This window comes from Shewanella sp. SR43-8, assembly GCF_014163775.1.
Taxonomy (GTDB): Bacteria; Pseudomonadota; Gammaproteobacteria; order Enterobacterales; family Shewanellaceae; genus Shewanella; species Shewanella vesiculosa.
This window is the reverse complement of record NZ_JACJDX010000012.1, coordinates 1-19,433: the sequence shown is the minus strand read 5'-3', so window position 1 is coordinate 19,433 and position 19,433 is coordinate 1. Positions and strand designations below refer to the sequence as shown.

The window sequence follows — 19,433 nt, the reverse complement described above, 5'->3', positions numbered from 1 at the left end:
CTGATGCAGGCTAAGTCAATGGTCGTGTTTCACGGCGATAAATCGATACGGTATTGAAATGAGCTTGTGCCAGCGTCACCTTAATCGGGATTTTGGCATTTTTATCTGATGCAGGCTAAGTCAGTGGTCGTGTTTCAAGGCGATAAATCGATACCGTATTAAAACGATCTTGTGCCAGCGGCTCCTTAATCGGGGTTGCTGGCATTTTTATTTGATCAAAGCTGAATAAATGGCTCAGTTAATGGCCATATCGAGGTGAATCAGTAACGATATTTGCCTGATTTGAGCATAACTGGCGATTTATTATTCAACAAGATGAGGTTGCCCCTTGAAAATAGTGTAACGTCCCCCATCTCTTGGTTAACGAAGATTTTTAAGGCGAGTTGATGTTTCGACTCGTGATTGATTTAACGTAACACCAAGGAAATTATTCATGTCACAACAAGAAACTCATGGCTTTCAAACCGAAGTAAAGCAACTTCTGCAATTGATGATCCACTCTCTGTATTCAAATAAAGAGATTTTCTTACGTGAGCTTGTCTCAAATGCGGCCGATGCAGCAGATAAACTTCGCTATTTAGCCTTAACAGATGATGCTTTATATGAAGGTAACGGCGATTTACGCGTGCGTGTTAGCGCCGATAAAGAAAAGGGCACAGTTACCATTTCTGATAATGGTATTGGTATGACCCGCGATAGCGTGATTGAACATTTAGGCACTATTGCAAAATCAGGTACCAAAGAGTTTTTCGGTAATCTTTCTGGTGAAGCGTCAAAAGATTCACAATTAATTGGTCAGTTTGGTGTGGGCTTTTACTCGGCTTTCATCGTGGCGAAAAAAGTTACCGTACGCACTCGTGCAGCCGGTCATGCTGCTAACGAAGGCGTATTGTGGGAATCTGAAGGCGAAGGTTCGTTTAATGTAGAAAGTATCACTAAAAATGAACGTGGTACTGAAATCGTGCTGCATTTACGTGATGAAGAAACTGAGTTTGCTGACGATTATCGTTTACGTTCTATTATCACTAAGTATTCTGATCATATCTCGGTTCCGGTGCAAATGTGGAATGAAGGCACACCTGAGTCAGATGGACCAGATGGCGAGAAGGTCGCGGCCACTGAAGGTGAATGGAAAGTGATGAACAAGGCCACCGCGCTTTGGACTCGTAACAAGTCAGACATTACTGATGAAGAATACCAAGAATTTTATAAGCATATTTCTCACGACTATAGCGACGCATTAAAATGGTCTCATAATCGGGTTGAAGGTAAACAAGAATACACCAGTTTATTGTACATCCCAGCCAAAGCGCCTTGGGATATGTGGAATCGCGATCATAAGCATGGCTTAAAACTGTTTGTTCAACGTGTGTTTATTATGGATGAAGCAGAACAGTTTTTACCGACTTACTTGCGCTTCGTTCGCGGCTTAATTGATTCAAATGATTTACCATTAAACGTTTCTCGCGAAATTTTACAAGACAATCAAGTCACCACTGCAATGCGTGTAGGCATCACCAAACGTGTGCTTGGAATGCTTGAAAAGCTGGCGAAAGACGAGCCTGAACAATATCAGTCATTCTGGGCTGAGTTTGGCCAAGTGTTGAAAGAAGGCCCAGCAGAAGACTTTGCTAACAAAGAGCGCATTGCCGGTTTATTGCGTTTTGCTTCAACTGATAACAACTCAGCTGCGACAACTGTGTCATTAGAAGCGTATGTTGAGCGCATGAAAGAAGGTCAAGACAAGATTTACTATATTGTTGCTGACAGTCATGATGCTGCTGCTAACAGTCCTCACCTTGAATTGCTGCGTAAAAAAGGCATTGAGGTATTATTACTGTCTGAGCGTATCGATGAATGGTTAGTGAGTCACTTAACCGAATTCAATGGTAAGAAATTACATTCAGTTACGCGTGGTGATTTAGAATTAGGTGAACTTGAAGATGCTGCTGATAAACAAGCGCATGATAAAGTTGCCGAAGAGTCGAAAGATTTAGTTGAACGTGTAAAAGCGGCATTAGCAGACAGTGTATCGGACGTGCGCGTGACGTCTCGTTTAACTGACACTCCAGCTTGCGTTGTAGCCGGCGAAGGTGAAATGTCGACGCAGATGATTAAACTGATGCAAGCTGCAGGTCAGCCAGTACCAGAATCGAAACCAACGTTTGAGATTAACCCAACTCATCCTTTGGTTGAGCATTTGAATAACGAAACTGACGAAAAGTTGTTTACTGATTGGGCTAACTTATTGTTACAGCAAGCCTTGTTGTCGGAAAAAGGCAGTTTGGCCGATCCATCAGCGTTTATTAAACTCACCAATCAAATGTTATTGGCGAGTGTAAAATAATCTTGATTTAAGTACCAAAAGCGGACAATAAGTCCGCTTTTGTTTTTGTCATCCCGCGGAGGCAATATGGACTACCTCATTAATCTTACTAAAGATAATATTCAACACGTTGTTGATACCTCGATGCAAAAAATGGTGGTATTGGCATTTTGGACGCAACAACAGCCCGAAAGTGTGCAGATGTTGCAGACGCTGGAACTGTTGGCTAACGCCCAATCTGGGCGATTTATTCTTGCCAAAGTGGACTGTGAAACAGAGCTAGAAATCGCGAATTACTTCCAGATTCAAAATTTACCGACCACATTGATTTTAGATAAAGGCAGACCGATTGATGGTTTTGCTGGCGTACAAAGCCAAGAGCAAATTAGTGACTTACTCGACAAACACTTACCGCCTATGTGGATACAAGCATTTGAAGACATTAAGCAACAATTAGCCCAAGGCGAGTTATCGTCTGAAGCCTTAACTAACATTGCTGAACAGTTAAAAACGATTTATGCCGATGCACAGCAAGCGGCTGAAGTGGCATTGGTTATGACAGATGTAGCCTTACAGCTAGGTTTACTTGCTGAAGCAAAAGTATTACTTGCTCGTATTGGTTTGGCTGATCAAGACAGTTACTATCATAATTTAGTCGCCAAATTAGCCTTAGCGGAAGATGCAGCTGACACACCTGAAATTCGCCAATTACAGCAGAATGTTGCTGAGCATCCAGATGATCTTGATGCGGTAATCATTTTGGCCAAAGCATTAAATGCAGCTCATCGTAATGAAGAAGCTCTGGAGTTATTATTTACCATTTTACAAAAAGATCTTAATGCTGCAGAGGGTAAAGTCAAACAAGTCTTCATGGAAATCTTAACTGCGATAGGACAGGGCAACATGATAGCCAATCAATATCGCCGTAAATTATATACCTTGTTGTATTAAACAAATTGATGCCTTTTTGTTACAAGCCTTATTAGATTTAGGTCTAATGTCATAACAAAAGCGCTATTAAAACTGTGGCAGATGTGCGAAAATCGCCGCCCTAAAAAGAACATAAACTTAAAAGAGGACTTTTGAGATGCGCATTATTTTATTGGGTGCACCAGGTGCCGGTAAAGGTACCCAAGCACAGTTCATTATGGAACAGTATGGTATCCCACAAATCTCAACCGGTGATATGTTGCGTGCAGCTGTTAAAGCGGGCACTCCATTAGGTTTAGAAGCTAAGAAAGTAATGGATGCAGGTCAATTAGTGTCTGACGATCTTATTATTGGTTTAGTGAAAGAGCGTATTGCACAAGCCGACTGTGAAAAAGGTTTTCTATTAGACGGTTTCCCTCGTACCATCCCACAAGCAGATGCAATGGCTGAAAATGGTATTGAAATCGATCATGTTATCGAGATTGATGTGCCAGACGAAGAAATCGTTAAGCGCATGAGCGGACGTCGTGTCCATTCAGGTTCTGGCCGTGTGTACCATATCGTGTTCAATCCGCCTAAAGTGGAAGGTAAAGACGACGTCACTGGTGATGATTTAGCGATTCGTCCTGATGATGAAGAAAGTACAGTTCGTAAGCGCTTGGGTATTTATCATGAGCAAACTAAGCCGTTAGTTGCTTACTATGGCAAAGTTGCAGAAGCTGGTAACACTCAGTACAACAAGTTTGACGGTACTCAATCTGTCAGTAAAGTGAGCGAGCAACTGGCTAGTATATTAAAATAACCGCTGCTCAGCGTCTGAATAAAAAGCCTGCTTTGCAGGTTTTTTTTATGGCGAATAAAAGGTAACGGTGTAACTGCTCGTCTCCCTTATGACGTTTTTCAGGTAGTCCTTATCGTGGTCTGCCCGGCGTTATGGGGCTAAACTCTCGTAAACTGCACAGATAATCTCATCGAAGCGTATTTAAACCACGAATATGATAAAAGTGATGTAAAATTGGCGCTTACCTATGATAAAATTTGCCGCCATTTTCGCGGACGATATCTTATTCAACATTGAATGAGTGTCAGTGGTCAATCATTTCACACTTGCATGGACGCAACGCTACGAGAGCCCCATATGAAGTTTCCTGGTCAACGTAAGTCTAAGCATTATTTCCCTGTAAACAGCCGTGATCCATTGTTGGCTCAACTTACGCAGCAGCCACAGCCTTTTTCTACCTATATTTGCGGTATTGATCAAACCTTGGTTGATATAGAGGCAAAAGTAGAAGACGAATTACTTGAACGCTATGGCTTGCCTAAAGGCAATTCAACTCTCATTAATGATGAACAAGCCCATAATTTGTATCATGAACTAAAATCCAATGAGATGATCAGCGATGAATTTGCCGGTGGTACTATTGGTAATACAGTACACAATTATTCAATCTTAGCGGATGATCGTTCAGTGCTTTTTGGCGTGATGAGCCAACATATTATGGTCGGCAGTTACGCTTATCGCTATTTATGTAATACTTCATCAAAGGTTGACCTTAATTTTTTACAACCAGTTGATGGTCCAATTGGCCGTTGTTTTACATTGGTTTCCGACTGTGGTGAACGCACTTTTGCGATTAGCAAAGGCTGTATGGATAAGCTTACCCCTGAATACATTGATAAAGAAGTTGTGCAGGGCAGTTCAGCATTAGTGTTAACGGCTTACTTAATGCGTGCAAGCGATGGCGATGGCATTACCGATGCCGCAATGACGGCAATCAATTACGCTAAAGAAGCCGACGTGCCAGTAGTGTTAACCTTAGGTACGCGCTTTTTAATTCAAGAAGATCCTCAATGGTGGCAAAACTTTATTCGAGAGCACGTCACTATCTTAGCCATGAATGAAGATGAAGGAGAAGCGTTAACGGGCTTTAAAGACCCACTGCTTGCCAGTGAAGTTGCGCTTGAATGGTGTGACATGGTGTTAACCACTGCTGGTGCAATAGGGCTTTATACCGCAGGTTACACTGACGATAATGAAAAGCGCGAAACCAGCCATACTTTACTACCAGGCGCCATTCCTGAATTTAATCGTTACGAATTCTCTCGACCTAAATTGCAAGCCGATTGTGACACCCCAATAAAAGTCTACGCTCATATTGCGCCTTATATGGGCGGCCCAGAATTAATACGTAATACCAATGGTGCTGGCGATGGCGCATTGTCAGCGCTTTTACATGACCTATCAGCCAATACGTTCCATAAAACCAATATACCTGGTTCAAGCAAACATAAACGAGACGGTTTATGTTATTCATCATTTTCTCAATTATGTAAGTACGCTAATCGGGTTGCATATGAGGTGTTAGCACAACATAGTCCTCGTTTGTCTCGTGGTTTACCTGAGCGAGAAGACAGTCTCGAAGAGTCTTATTGGGAACGTTAATAAATTGTCGATAAAAAAAACGATAATGCAGCATCATTATCGTTTTTTTTTGTGTAGATTTTTATAGAATAGATATCGAGTCAGAATCTTAACCAGCAATCAGGAGCGTCACGTGAAAGGACAAATCTTAAGAGAGATGCAAGTACTTAAGGCTATTGAGCCTGAGTTTGAAGTTCAGCGTCGTGTTGCTTTTATCAAATCTAAGTTAAAACAAGCCCAGACTCATTATTTAGTGCTGGGGATCAGTGGTGGTGTAGATTCATCTTTAGCCGGTCGACTCTGCCAATTAGCGGTAGATTCTCTTAATCAAGAGCTTGGTGAAGCATCTTATCAATTTATTGCAGTTCGTTTGCCTTATCAAATTCAAAAAGATGAAGATGAAGCACAAATGGCATGTCGATTTATTCAACCATCAAAACAAGTCACGGTGAATATTGCCCAAGGTGTTATTGGTGTACATCAAGCGACCTTAGTTGGCTTAGCTGAAGCCAATATCGCTTTAGCCGACGAAAACAAGATTGATTTCGTCAAAGGTAATGTTAAAGCCAGAATGCGGATGATAGCCCAATATCATATTGCAGGGTTAGTCGGTGGCTTGGTCGTTGGCACTGACCATAGCGCAGAGAATATTACCGGCTTTTATACCAAGTGGGGCGATGGTGCATGCGATTTAGCCCCATTATTTGGCTTAAATAAGCGCCAAGTACGTCAGTTAGCCGCTTATTTGGGCGCACCCGATTTACTAGTGAAAAAAGCACCTACCGCCGATTTAGAAGACAATAAACCTCAACTTGAAGATGAAGTCGCTTTAGGGCTAACCTATGATCAAATCGATGACTTTTTAGAAGGCAAAGATGTTATCCAATCTGTGGAAGACAAACTTGTAGGTATCTATCAACGGACTCAACATAAGCGCGAACCGATCCCGACTATTTATGATTAACGCCTTGTTACTGATGCGATGGTATCTGCTGTCGCGTCAGTTCAATGAGAGCATTAGAATATTGTCGATAATCTAAATATGGCGTCAGCAATACGGTTTGCTGATGCAGTATTTTTTGCTGTTGATCTAGAGCGATATACTGACTAGCATCCAGTATTCCCATTCGATGTTGTACTTCTTTACCACACAATATATGCCAACATTGACTAGAGAACGCCTGGTTTTTATTCTCATCAATGTTGGGGTTAACAATGCGTAATTGGCAGTATAAACGCCGAGCAGGATCCCTGTGTTTATCCTTTGTCTGAGTGTCATTAGGTTGGCTAAACAGCTGATCACGGATCAACTTCCAATGAATCCCTTTTTCAATATTGATATCGGGCTGTAAACAGCAAATTTTGGCCATAATAGTAACAATTTTACGCCAGTGATTACCATTGAGATCCACCAGTTGTGTTATTGCATTAGCATCATAAGCACACCAATGTGCCGGTAAAGCTGGCGGGGTTGGTAGATAAAAAATAATATCGGGATTCATCGGTCCCCAGACATGGCTAAAGCAATCAGATGACATGTTATTTCCACAATCGTTAACGGCTAATATGGCGAAGTAGTGACTCATTACCTAAGCTGAGTGGTAATTTTTATTATGTTAAATTTATGGTGTCTTATACTACTTAGTTGTTCTCAGTAAGTGTACTCACTACTTATACAAGATGTTTATCGGTAGTCTTTATTTATAAGGTTGTTATGCGTGCAATTGTGATTGGGTCGACGAAACATTTTTTATTTGCCGCATTTTATGGTGCATTAGGTATTGCTTTAGCATTAATTATTACAGGCGTTTGGCTACTTAATGCGCGGCCTAATTTGTCATTATGGCACACAACACATCTTACTTCGGAATATCATCAACAATCAGGTTTAACCGATTTTAGTCAATATTTACAATTAGAAGATAAACTATTTGCTGAAGTCGATCAGCAAGTATACCGCCAATATCAACCTGAAATAGCGTCGCCTATTAATCGTTATGAGCGTCATAGTTTGTCTGACCCTGGATTATGGCAGCAAAATTGGAACCGTTCATTTGAATGGAAAAGTCCTCAAGCTGAGTTTGGTCTATTACTGCTTCACGGTATGTCTGACTCACCCTATGTGCTATCGCATCTTGCACAACACTACCAACATCAGGCACATGTTCTAGGCCTGCGTTTGCCAGGACACGGAACCATTCCTTCCGGATTAACCGATATTACTTGGCCTGATCTTGCTGGGGCTGTGTCACTGGCTGTCGCGCATCTATCTGAACAATTGCCGGGAAAACCCATTTATGTGGTGGGGTTTTCAACCGGGGCAGCGCTGGCATTAAACCATGAGCTTGAGAATATAAGCTTACAAAAGCCGCCAAGCTTTGATGGCATTATAATGTTATCACCCGCTATCGGTCTGGCGCCTATTGCTGCTGGTGCTTATTGGCAAGCACAGCTGGGTAAGTTGCTTGGGCAAGATAAACTGTACTGGAACAGTATTCAAACCGAATACGACCCCTTTAAATATCAATCCTTCGCAGTTAATGCCGGTGATGTTGTATATCAGTTAACTCAACGTAATCAGACCTTATTAGCGGCATTATCAGCGCAACAGTTTACGGCTATCCCACCCATATTAACCTTCCAATCCGTTGTCGATGATACGGTATCTTCACTCGCTGTGGTTGATTTGTTATACCAAAGATTACCCGCAAACAAAGACCATCAATTAGTGTTATTTGACGTCAACCGAACTCGAAGTAACAACCAATTACTCTTTCAAGACCCATTGGCATCTTTTACGCCATTCTGGCTCGCTGCAACATTGCCTTATCGGTTAAGTTTGCTTGAAAATGATCCCCAAAGTGATCGTTACGTTCAAGTCAGAGAGTTAGCCGATAAATCAATAACGGATAATGTACTAACATTGAGCTTAGAATGGCCTAAAGATGTGTATTCGTTATCTCATGTCGCGTTAAGTTTTCCAATTGAAGATACCCTTTATGGGCCACTCGCGGAAGATAAGCCACAAAAAATTCAGATAGGAAGAGCCATTTATCAAGGCGAGCGAGGTATTTTTAGTGTACCGGCAGATGATATGTTACGGCAGAAATGGAATCCATTTTATCCGTATATGATGAGTCGCATTGATGAGTTCACCCAAGCCCATCAATCCGAGTCAGTTTTAGATAACCAGTCACTAAAGATCAGTCAGTAATGATATCAATGATGGTTCTGTTACGTCCCTGTTGCTTTGCTTGGTAGAGGTTCTCATCGGCAATTTTAATCCATTTATCCAGGTCGGCCTCATAATCGGCATTCGCTGTGATAGCACCAATACTGACCATTACTTTGAACGCCTGATTATCTTCTGGCGAGGTGATTTCTAATTGTGACAGTGCTTCTCTAAACCCATTGAGGTGATGTTCTATGTGTAAGGTATTGGATAAGGGTAAAATCAGTAAAAACTCTTCTCCGCCGTAGCGGGCAACAATATCAATGTCGCGTTTAAAGTACTTCTGCAATAATTGCGATACTTTACGTAAACACTCGTCACCAGCCAAATGGCCATAGTTATCGTTAATGGTTTTAAATAAATCTAAATCTAATATGGCCACCGTAATGGTTTGTTCGCTTCGTAAACAAAACTCCAATAGCTCACTGAACTTACGTTCGGCATAACGGCGGTTGTATAACCCAGTTAACGGGTCTCGGTCTACTAACTCGGTGAGTTTTTTATTGGCTTTTTCTAATTCTGCAGTGCGATTGGCAACGGTTTGTTCTAATTCCATTTGATGGGCAACCAGTTGTTCTTTACTGGCCACTAATCGTTGATAAAGGCTGAAGACTTCTCTAGGTGAATTGTCGTCAATGGTCGATACTTTTCCGCTATCAGGTAGGCTAAATTGATTGGCTACTGCTTCTAATGGCACGGTCAATAGTGCACTGAGCTTTGTTGATATATAAAAAGTACATACCAATGACACTAATAACATTATAAAACTAGCAAACATTTGTTCTTCGGCCAGTTTTAATAACGGTGAGAACTCTTTTAAAATATACACAGTCCAACCATTATTTAATTCACGGTGAGTATAAATATACTCAGGTACAATTGAGGTCATTTTGTGAATATTGATAAGCTCTAAGTTGGCATGATAGCCCCCTTTATTGATGACAAAATTAAATTGAGATAGCGGTTTAAGGCTGAGCTTTTTTGAGGCAAAAATAATTTGATTTTTCTCATCGACCATCACCACCGATTCATCATTACTGTATTCACTAACTTGATCAATATGTGAAAAGTAGCTCAAATCAAGCGAGCCTTCTATGATGCCGGCGACTTGCGTATGTTGTTCATCGAAATAAAACGGGGTACTCATAGCGACAATAGCATCATTGCCGAAACCTCGGCCTAAAAAGGCAGATGATACAAATAAGCGACGATTATAAAATGATTCAATAAAATAATCGCGGTCATTAATATTGATATCCTGTGCTTTTTTGTCGATTGCGATCAGCCTTGAAACCGGGCTGGCATTAACAATTTTAGCGTCAGGATCAGCAATAAGCATGCTGATAAAGCTGGGGTAGCTTTCATGAAAGCTCGATAAAATAGCCTGCCATTTTTCCGGCTTATCAGCGATTAGCGTTAATTGATTGGCCGTATTTTGAATAACTGTTTTATGGTTTTCAATATAACTTTGTGTCGACGCTGAAATGTGGGCAACGGCTTCAGTCATGTTTTGTTTTAACATGACTTGTTGACGTTCTAGAGAATAATAATTAAAAATTAACGCTGAAAACAGTAATGTTAACGTCACGAGTAAGGTGAAAAAATAGGTCAATTGCGCGCTTAATTGTCTGCGATGACGATCTTTCACTTTGTCTTTTAAAAACCATAATTTTGGAATAGCTAAAATAAGCAGTGATGCAATACTGGTATAAATAAGACCGTTAATTCCTTGCTTTGAAATGATAAAACCTAAGTGAGAAGGGGGAATATCCATTAAAAAGACGACATATAGATACACTAGTGGTGCACCCAGTAATAACCAATAAGCGGCATCGGCATACAGCGCATAGATATCACGGCGTCGGGCATATCCTAAAAACAACGCTTCTAGCCCAAAGATTAAATACACATGAGGGCTATCCCATATCAACATTAACCCAGTAGATGCCATCATTGCTGTTAAAAATGCATACCAAGGCCCTAACAAAACAGCCGCAATAACGGTCATCGTATTCCCCAACACAAATTGCACATTGGCAAAAAACTGTATTGGGTAGAAATTGAGTAGCAGTCCGATTACCCCCAATATAATCGAGTACAAAAGGTGTTGTTGATTAATGCGTGGCAAGCTCAAAAAATATCCTTATTATCTGTATTTTAGATAGACTTATTCCTTTAAGAACACTTATCTCAGGAAATAGAACTATTTTCAACGCAAACAAAAATTTTTTTGCTATCAAATATTTATTTTTGCCTTTCGTGATGCAGCGCACAGACTCCACAAAGATGTCTTTTTGTTCGACCTTGGTCTAACTTCATGGCGTGGGCAACATGTTTTTCTGGTTTTTATTTTCTCTATTACATTGATATATAAGTGTTTTGTAATATTGGTCAGAGTTTTTATTGATCAAGTACGACTAAGGTCTTGATTGTGGTGCCCCCCTGAGTTGCTAAATTAACAATGACTTTACAAAAAATAACATAGGGGAGTCGCAATGAGTTTTGAAAATAACGATAAGGCAGCGGGTTACTGGCGTGAGAATTTACGTTTAGTACTTAGTTTGCTTGCAATTTGGGCTGCAGTGTCATTTGGCTGCGGCGTTATATTAGTAGATGTGTTAAACGAATTTACCTTTATGGGATTCAAATTGGGTTTCTGGTTTGCGCAGCAGGGTGCAATGTATGTATTCGTGGCGCTGATTTTTGTTTATGTGGCGAAAGCTAATGCATTAGACAAAAAATACAATGTTCAGGAAGACTAAGGGGCACTAAGATGGATGTTCAAACACTTACGTATTTAATTGTTGGCGCAACTTTCGCGCTTTACATCGGGATCGCCATTTGGTCTCGAGCAGGTTCAACCAAAGAGTTTTATGTTGCAGGCGGTGGCGTTCACCCTGTGTTGAATGGTATGGCAACAGCAGCAGATTGGATGTCAGCTGCATCATTTATTTCATTAGCCGGTATTGTGTCTTTTACTGGTTATGATGGTTCAGTGTATCTTATGGGCTGGACTGGTGGTTATGTGCTATTAGCCTTGTGCATGGCACCTTACTTACGTAAATTTGGTAAATTTACTGTTCCTGATTTTATTGGTGATCGTTATTACTCTCAAACAGCACGTACGGTAGCAGTGATTTGTGCCATCTTTATTTGCTTTACTTATATTGCAGGGCAAATGCGTGGTGTTGGCGTGGTGTTCTCTCGCTTCCTAGAGGTTGACGTAGAAACTGGCGTATATATTGGTATGGCGGTGGTGTTCTTTTATGCAGTATTGGGTGGCATGAAGGGGATTACTTACACACAGGTTGCACAGTACTGCGTACTTATCTTTGCCTTTATGGTTCCAGCTATCTTTATTTCGGTAATGATGACAGGTCATATTTTCCCACAAATTGGTTTCGGTGCTGAGATGATCGACGCCGCGGGTAATGGTACGGGGGTATATTTACTCGATAAACTCGATGGATTATCGGCAGAGCTTGGGTTCTCCCAATATACCGAAGGTTCTAAAGGCATGATCGATGTGTTCTTTATCACTGGCGCGTTAATGTTTGGTACAGCAGGATTACCGCATGTTATTGTGCGTTTCTTTACTGTCCCTAAAGTGAAAGATGCACGTATATCAGCTGGTTGGGCATTAGTGTTTATCGCTATTATGTACACTACAATTCCTGCATTATCTGCTTTCTCACGCGTAAACATGATTGAAACCATTAATGGACCAGATTCTACCGGTGTTCCTTATGAAACTGCACCTGAGTGGATTAAAAACTGGGAAAAAACTGGTTTAATCAAGTGGGAAGACAAGAACAATGATGGCAAGATTTTTTACACCAATGGTGAAAAAAATGAAATGAACATTGACCGAGATATCATTGTGTTGGCCACGCCTGAAATTGCTAACCTTCCAGCATGGGTGATTGCTTTAGTTGCTGCGGGTGGTTTAGCTGCAGCATTGTCGACATCTGCGGGTTTATTACTGGTTATTTCAACGTCTGTTTCACATGATTTACTCAAGAAAAATCTGATGCCAGACATTTCGGACAAGAAAGAGTTAATGTATGCACGAATAGCCGCAGGTTTTGGGGTTGTTATGGCTGGTTACTTTGGTATTAATCCACCAGGCTTTGTTGCCGCGGTTGTCGCCATTGCATTTGGTCTAGCTGCTGCATCGTTATTCCCAGCTATTATCATGGGTATTTTCTCTAAAACCATGAATAAAGAAGGGGCTATTTCGGGTATGGTTATCGGCTTATTATCTACTGCGGCTTATATCGCTTACTTTAAGTTTGTTAATCCAGCAGCTAATACATCTGAAAACTGGTTATTTGGTATTTCACCAGAAGGTATTGGAATGATGGGAATGATAGTCAACTTTGTCGTGGCTTTTGCTGTGAGTAAAGTTACCACTAAAATTCCTGATGAAATAGTGGCGATGGTAGAGTCGATTCGTTTCCCTAAAGGATCGGGTGAAGCTCACGATCACTAAGTTATAATCAATACAGCTTAGAAAGGGCGCTTCGGCGCTCTTTTTGTTGGGCTTTAGTCCTATAGGCGTTAAGTGAAATGCTTTGCTATAGTGAAAGTGTTAACCCATGTACCATAGGGAATTAATTAATGGATGCCAGCGAGTTACAACCTGTAGAGCAGTTTTTAGCGCTCCATTCTCCTTTTGATACGCTTCCTCGAGATCTCATTCAATATTGTGCCAAAAAAATTACTGTGGGTTATTACAGTAAAGCGTCTGCATTTGTCGAGTTTGACAAAGATAACCCCAAATTATATCTGGTGCGCAGCGGCGCATTTGAAGTTCGCGATCCTGAAGGTGTGTTGGTCGACCGTGTCGGCGAAGGTGAGTGCTTTGGTTTTTCTACTTTGCTATCGGGTGAAAAAGTGGTTAATAAAGTGGCCATTCTTGAAGACAGTTTAGTTTATCATTTACCACAATCTGTATTTGCCAAGTTGAGATCTGAGCATCGCAGTTTTGATCAGTTTTTTGCCCGCGCTTTTGCTAATCGTTTACGTAATGAAGCTAAATTTACCGCCAAAGACCTGACCACTACGAGCCGCATCACTTCTATTATGTCATCTAGGCCGATTATTATTGACGCCAACGCCAGCGTGATGGATGCAGCCAAACTGATGCGAGAACATCGGGTATCATCGGTATTAGTGATCGATAATCAAAAGTTAACCGGGATTTTAACCGACAGAGACCTGCGTAATCGGATCATTGCCGAAGGGTTAGATTTTAATGCTCTGGTGAGTCAAGCCATGACAATTAATCCAGTCACAACCCATGCCAATGCATTAGTTTTTGAAGCCATGTTGGCGATGAGTGAACATAATATTCATCATTTGCCTGTGGTAGAAGGCAGCCAAGCACTCGGGATGATCACCAGTACTGATATTTTGCGTTCACAAAGCTCACAGCCTTTGCTGTTAATTGGCGAAATTGGCCGCCAAGGCACCATAGAAAAGCTTATTCACGTGAGTAAACAAATCCCCCTGTTGTTGCAAAACCTCATCAGTGCCGATGCTAGAGCTGAAGAGATTGGCCGTGTGCTAACCTCAGTAACCGATGCATTAACCCGCAGACTGATTGAGCTTAATCAACAAATTTTAGGCCAAGCGCCAATGGCATTTTGTTGGTTAGCGTTTGGTTCACAAGGTCGCCAAGATCAAGTCGCTTGTTCAGATCAAGATAATGGTTTATTACTGGCCCATGAACCTGATGAGTTTGCCGCAGCTTATTTTGACACGTTAACCAAAGCTGTGTGTAAGGGCTTAGATGAATGTGGTTATATTTATTGTCCAGGCGATATTATGGCGCAAAACCCCAAGTGGCGAATATCCCTTGTTAAATGGAAAGGGCTTTTTTCGCAATGGGTTAATACGCCAGAACCAAAAGCATTAATGCATGCAAGCATCTTTTTCGATATGCGACCTGTATTCGGTCCGTTAAACCTATTCAATGAATTACAAGATTCGGTGTTAGCATCAACACAAGACAACGATATTTTCCTTGCCGGTATGGCGGGGAATTCCTTAACGGAATCACCTCCACTGGGTTTTTTTAGAAAGTTTGTTCTTGAGCGTGATGGCAGTGAAGTCAAAGGCATGGATTTAAAGCACAAGGGCAGTGCGCTTATTAATGATATTGCCAGAGTATATGCATTGAGTGCGGGTATTAAAGAGGTGAATACCGCCAAGCGGATTAGGGCGTTAATGGATGCGAATATTATTAATCGCAAAGATGCACTTAATTTGGCTGATGCACATGAGTTTATTGCGCATATTCGTTTATCGAATCAAGGTTACCAAGCAACCCATAATCTGCCGGTGAATAACTTTCTAAAACCACAACATCTCTCTTCGTTAATGCGCCACCAATTACGGGATGCTTTTAAGGTGGTTCATGATGCTCAAGCGGGCATAAAGCTTAAGTTTCTAAGGAGTTTTTAGTGGTTAATCTGTGGTGGATAAAAGCCATATTGTGGCGAAAAAAAATGGCCATACTGCCTTCGCCACTCGATACTTACTTAGACGCAATTATCCCAGCATTAACACAACCATTTCTCGACGCCCCCTTAATGGCGATTGATCTTGAAATGACCGGCTTAAATCCTATTGGCGATCAAGTCATCAGTATTGGTATGGTACCTATTATCAACGGGGGGATCCCGCTTGAAAAGGCACAGCATATGATGATTGCCATCAGTGGTAGTGTCGGTCACAGCGCAACGGTTCATGGTATTGTCGATAATCAATTGCATATGGCGTTATCTATTCAAGACGCGATGGAATGGTTTCTCACACAAACGAAAGGTCATATTTTGGTGGCGCATCATGCACCACTGGACATCGAGTTCATTCAACAGCAATTAATCCGTTGTTTTGGTCAATCTATTCCTATGGTGTTTATCGACACCCTCGCCATAGAAAAAAAACGCTGTTTAATGCAACATTCGGTATTAAAAGAAGGATCGTTACGTTTAGGTGCCAGTCGCGAACGTTACCGTTTACCTGTTTATTCGGCGCATAATGCGCTTATAGATGCATTATCCTGTGCTGAATTACTCTTGGCTCAGGTCGCTGCAATAGGCGATGTAAAAAAACTATCGGTAAAAGACTTAATTAATGTGTTGCGCTAATACACTAAAAAGCCAGTCATCTAGACTGGCTTTTTTAACGCTTAGCTTAAGTTAATTTAAGTTAACTCAATAAGGCTTATTCAGCATCTTTCGCTTTATTGAAAAAGTAATCAACCGCAGGCTTAATTAATTCAAGTGCCGTTTTATCGCAAGGGGGTAATTTAGCATCACTAGTATTAATTGGTGTGGTTCGTTCACCCCACTTTAATAGTAATGCGGCAGAAGTTAATCCTGCGCCAAATGCACATGATAAAATCGTTTGTCCTGGGACAATTTTGCCCTGAGATAATGCATCACAAATAGCGATAGGGATGGTGGCTGCAGAAGTATTGCCATAATCAGCGATATTAACGAACGCTTTTTCTTTAGGGATTTTCATCCGGCTCACTAACGTATCGATAATTCGCTCGTTAGCTTGATGCGGGATAACAAAATCGACATCATCTATATTGGTGTTACATTTTTCGAGTACTTTAGCACTTAAGCTTCCCATGCCATGAATCGCACGCTTAAACACATCTTGACCATTAATGTGGATATAAAAATCTAACGAATCGTTATCAAATCTATCCATTTGGGTGCCAAAGTTAGACTTTAAAATATCTCGCCCTTCAGGGTCATTATTTAACTCATAACCTAATACGCCGCCCGGCTGATCGCTTGCTTCAAGAACAACTGCGCCAGCACCGTCACCAAATAATACTGCAGTTTCACGGCGAGACCAATCAAGGTAAAAAGACAGACGTTCAGCACCGATGATCAGAATTTTCTTACTTTGGCCGCTTTTGATCATTGAGCTGGCTAAACCCACACCATACAAAAAGCCACTGCATGCGGCATTGATATCAAATGCACCACATGTAGCGCCAATATTGGCTTGTACCGTTGAAGCAATATTAGGGATCAAGGTATCAGGGCTTGCAGTCGCTAAAATAATTAAATCTAACTCACTACCGTCGATTCCTGCAGCCGCAAGTGCATGCTTAGCTGCAACCGATGCCATTTCAGAAGTGTTAACGTGACTAATGTTACGCTGACTGATCCCTGTGCGAGTTTTAATCCATTCATCCGTTGTTTCCATGAATGTCGCTAAATCAGCATTGGTTAATGTTGCTGGCGGAACGGACTTACCCCAACCGGTAATATGTGCATACTGCATAAAATTCTCTCAATACGTTCAATCGTTAATTAAATTTATTCACAATATCAAGTGCTAAGTATTAAGCGAGCTTAAGCTAAACTCTTGGTATTCATTATTTTTAATAGCCATAACTAAGATTTATTATTGTTTTTATGACTTAATTTTTTGTTCTACTAATTTCTTTATTGAATCAGAGGCATGCAGAATATGCTCTCGCAATAAAGTTGTCGCCTTTTCTATATCTCGATTCTTGCATAACTCAAGTAACACTCTATGCTCTCTTTCAGCGATAGGGATCCCACCAGTAAACAGCAACTGTAGACGAATATAGCGATCACAATTTGTGTTTAGACCGTTTACCACATCCATTGTATGAGGGCGATTAGCCGCTTGGTATAAACGAGTATGAAATCTTGTATTCAGTTCACTCCAACTGGCCACAGACTCTTTCAGTGTAAATGCTAACTCAAGTTGAACGAGCACCATTTCAGCTTCAGCAAGATCATTATCAGACAATTTAGGAATTGCCTTAGCTAATAAATCTGATTCTATCATTGCACGTAATTCAAATAACTCAGTGACTTGCTCAACTGATAACAGAGTTGCGGTTGCACCTTTATGTGGTTCGAAATTGATTAAACCTTCTGCTTCTAATTGTACTAGAGCTTCACGCACAGGAATGCGACTCACGTTCAATTGCTCTGCGATAGCAGATTGTCTAAGCGGTTCACCTCCCTGAATATCACCAGAAAGGATCTGTTCACGAAGCGCCTCAACAACAAGTTGCGTTCGAGTTTTATGAATAATAGGAGGTATATTGCTCATGTATTCTATAATAATCACTAATATCTTCGAGCAAGGGTACCGCTTAGAGGCCGCTTTATAAAGTGAAACCTATACAATTATGCATATAAAGGTGGTAATTAAACAAATTAATAAAAATATCCAGATTGTCTGGCCCCAAATTCATCTCAATGGGATAATCACCCCAGTATAGCGTTTAAGGAGTGTTAGATTGAATAAAGCAGTATTTCTCGATCGTGATGGCGTGATCAATAAAGATAATGGTTATGTCCATACTGTGGACGAGTTTGAATATATAGAGGGTGTATTTGAAGCGTGTTTAGCGTTAAAGCAAAAGGGTTACCTATTAGTTGTTGTCACCAACCAATCTGGTATTGCTCGTGGCATGTACAGTGAAGATGATTTTCATCATTTAACAGAATGGATGGATTGGAACTTTGCCGATAAAGGTGTCGATCTTGATGGTATTTATTATTGCCCACATCATCCAGAAAAAGGCCTAGGCGAATACAAGCAAGATTGTGAGTGTCGTAAACCGAAACCAGGTATGTTGACCACTGCCGCTGAATTCTTGAAAATAGACATGAGCCAATCTGTGATGGTTGGGGATAAGGCTGATGATATGCGCGCAGCAAAAGCCGCTGGAATCAATACCACTATTTTGGTTCGCTCAGGTAAAGTAGTCGATGAAGCGGGTATCAATCTTGCTAGTGCCGTGGTTGATAGCATTGCTGATGTACCGAGTTTATTAAATCAATTACTGTCATAGTCTACAAATCTCTCATCAAACCGATAAGCGAAAGTGTCTGTTTATTGCCGATAAGCAAAAAATATCTCCTACCTGTTCATATATAAGCATTAACCTACTTATATATGAACATCGGTTGACTGTTATTCATCTATAAACCGCTTTCTTCGTTTTGCTTTTGCTGCCAGTAAAATTAAAAATACCTATATCTTGTGTGTTGAGACGAATATACAGTTGAGTTAACACTGTATTAACCTTGCTTGAGTAAATATTTAGCCTCAACAAGCCAAATTAGCTACTTAAATCTCAATGAAGCACATCTTAAGCCTTCTATAGGCAGGGGAAATATATTCAAGGTCTGCTGTAGTTGGCCGTTTTTGTTCGTAAATACAGCAAAAACATCCTTAAATGTGGCTTTGAGTTTAAATAGTACGCAGTTGAGTCTTAATCGTCATAAAAACTTTAAAAAGCGCTTGCGCTATAAAATGTTTTCCCTATAATACACCCCACTGACACGGAACACGGCGTCTAACGCAAGTTACTAGGTCCGCTCTTTAACAATTTATCAAGTAATCTGTGTGGACATTCACAGGTATTGAGTTATTCGAAATTGTCTTCTGTTCTTCGGAATGTTGGCAATCAAAAAATTTAAACTCAATGCAACGATGAATGT

At 40.8% G+C, this 19,433-nt stretch carries 15 protein-coding genes; 11 read left to right on the top strand and 4 right to left on the bottom strand.

What is annotated here, in order from left to right:
* Positions 1-433 precede the first annotated feature (433 nt).
* The 5 genes from htpG (at position 434) to nadE (ending at position 6,642) form a co-directional block, all read left to right on the top strand.
* A complete protein-coding gene (gene htpG / locus H5114_RS15830) occupies positions 434-2,347 on the top strand; it encodes a molecular chaperone HtpG (protein WP_182723442.1) in 1,914 nt (637 codons plus the stop codon).
* A 66-nt stretch (positions 2,348-2,413) separates the two neighbouring features.
* A complete protein-coding gene (locus H5114_RS15825) occupies positions 2,414-3,277 on the top strand; it encodes a tetratricopeptide repeat protein (RefSeq protein ID WP_182723441.1) in 864 nt (287 codons plus the stop codon).
* A gap of 136 nt (positions 3,278-3,413) precedes the next feature.
* Complete coding sequence (adk, locus tag H5114_RS15820) at positions 3,414-4,058, top strand: adenylate kinase (protein WP_182723440.1); 645 nt, start codon at positions 3,414-3,416, stop codon at positions 4,056-4,058.
* Positions 4,059-4,394: 336 nt separating this feature from the next.
* Complete coding sequence (locus H5114_RS15815) at positions 4,395-5,699, top strand: inosine/guanosine kinase (protein ID WP_124016058.1); 1,305 nt, start codon at positions 4,395-4,397, stop codon at positions 5,697-5,699.
* A 112-nt stretch (positions 5,700-5,811) separates the two neighbouring features.
* Positions 5,812-6,642, top strand: coding sequence for an ammonia-dependent NAD(+) synthetase (gene nadE / locus H5114_RS15810; protein ID WP_182723439.1), 831 nt, complete (start codon positions 5,812-5,814; stop codon positions 6,640-6,642).
* A 7-nt stretch (positions 6,643-6,649) separates the two neighbouring features.
* Here nadE and H5114_RS15805 read toward each other — a convergent pair whose 3' ends face one another.
* Positions 6,650-7,216: a DUF6942 family protein gene (locus tag H5114_RS15805; protein ID WP_259395317.1), complete on the bottom strand. Its 567-nt coding sequence runs from the start codon at positions 7,214-7,216 to the stop codon at positions 6,650-6,652.
* 176 nt (positions 7,217-7,392) lie between these two features.
* On the opposite strand from H5114_RS15805, the gene H5114_RS15800 reads away from it, so the two are divergent.
* Entirely contained in the window at positions 7,393-8,892 is a 1,500-nt protein-coding gene (locus tag H5114_RS15800; RefSeq protein ID WP_182723438.1) for a carboxylesterase, read from the top strand.
* On the opposite strand, the gene H5114_RS15795 is transcribed toward H5114_RS15800, so the two are convergent.
* Positions 8,882-11,044, bottom strand: a complete 2,163-nt coding sequence (locus tag H5114_RS15795) for a diguanylate cyclase (RefSeq protein WP_259395316.1) — start codon at positions 11,042-11,044, stop codon at positions 8,882-8,884. The two genes, H5114_RS15800 and H5114_RS15795, sit on opposite strands and share 11 nt — an antisense overlap.
* A gap of 361 nt (positions 11,045-11,405) precedes the next feature.
* On the opposite strand from H5114_RS15795, the gene H5114_RS15790 reads away from it, so the two are divergent.
* The 4 genes from H5114_RS15790 (at position 11,406) to H5114_RS15775 (ending at position 16,067) form a co-directional block, all read left to right on the top strand.
* Complete coding sequence (locus H5114_RS15790; protein WP_124016055.1) at positions 11,406-11,672, top strand: DUF4212 domain-containing protein; 267 nt, start codon at positions 11,406-11,408, stop codon at positions 11,670-11,672.
* 11 nt (positions 11,673-11,683) lie between these two features.
* Positions 11,684-13,402, top strand: a complete 1,719-nt coding sequence (locus H5114_RS15785; RefSeq protein WP_182723437.1) for a sodium:solute symporter family protein — start codon at positions 11,684-11,686, stop codon at positions 13,400-13,402.
* A 128-nt stretch (positions 13,403-13,530) separates the two neighbouring features.
* A complete protein-coding gene (locus H5114_RS15780; protein WP_182723436.1) occupies positions 13,531-15,378 on the top strand; it encodes a DUF294 nucleotidyltransferase-like domain-containing protein in 1,848 nt (615 codons plus the stop codon).
* Positions 15,378-16,067, top strand: a complete 690-nt coding sequence (locus H5114_RS15775) for a 3'-5' exonuclease (RefSeq protein WP_182723435.1) — start codon at positions 15,378-15,380, stop codon at positions 16,065-16,067. The genes H5114_RS15780 and H5114_RS15775 overlap by 1 nt, the downstream gene beginning before the upstream one ends.
* A 76-nt stretch (positions 16,068-16,143) precedes the next feature.
* On the opposite strand, the gene H5114_RS15770 is transcribed toward H5114_RS15775, so the two are convergent.
* On the bottom strand, positions 16,144-17,226 hold the full coding sequence (locus H5114_RS15770) for a ketoacyl-ACP synthase III (RefSeq protein ID WP_182699013.1): 1,083 nt from the start codon (positions 17,224-17,226) through the stop codon (positions 16,144-16,146).
* 132 nt (positions 17,227-17,358) lie between these two features.
* A complete protein-coding gene (locus H5114_RS15765) occupies positions 17,359-18,033 on the bottom strand; it encodes a GntR family transcriptional regulator (RefSeq protein ID WP_124016050.1) in 675 nt (224 codons plus the stop codon).
* Positions 18,034-18,223: 190 nt separating this feature from the next.
* Here H5114_RS15765 and gmhB point away from each other — a divergent pair, with 190 nt between their 5' ends.
* Positions 18,224-18,781: a D-glycero-beta-D-manno-heptose 1,7-bisphosphate 7-phosphatase gene (gmhB, locus tag H5114_RS15760; protein WP_124016049.1), complete on the top strand. Its 558-nt coding sequence runs from the start codon at positions 18,224-18,226 to the stop codon at positions 18,779-18,781.
* Positions 18,782-19,433: the final 652 nt, after the last annotated feature.